General features: G+C 41.2%; 1 rRNA gene. It reads left to right on the top strand.

Going from position 1 to position 294, the window contains the following annotated elements:
- Window positions 1–79, top strand: a 16S ribosomal RNA gene (locus WS34_RS15235); the annotation flags it as partial.
- Between the last annotated feature and the right edge of the window lie 215 nt (window positions 80–294).

Here is a 294-nt window from a genome sequence, read left to right as displayed (position 1 = left end):
TCCTAGGGTAAAACTGGTAATTGGGGCTAAGTCGTAACAAGGTAGCCGTACCGGAAGGTGCGGCTGGAACACCTCCTTTCTGGAGCGATGTCGTTACAACGATTTCATAGGTTCTATTATTGTACTACTGGTACTTGTTTATTTATAATATATAGATCAACCATCTATAGAAGTATAGATAGAGATAAACAAGAGAAAGAAAGAAGCCGAGTCTAACATCAGGTAGACAAGGTTGAACTAGTCCTATAGCTCAGTTGGTTAGAGCGCTACACTGATAATGTAGAGGTCGGCAGT

The sequence above is a fragment of the Odoribacter sp. N15.MGS-14 genome, assembly GCF_000980245.1.
GTDB classification, from domain to species: Bacteria; Bacteroidota; Bacteroidia; order Bacteroidales; family Marinifilaceae; genus Odoribacter; species Odoribacter splanchnicus.
The sequence above is the reverse complement of the archived record's forward strand: the minus strand, read 5'-3'. Positions and strand labels throughout refer to the sequence as shown.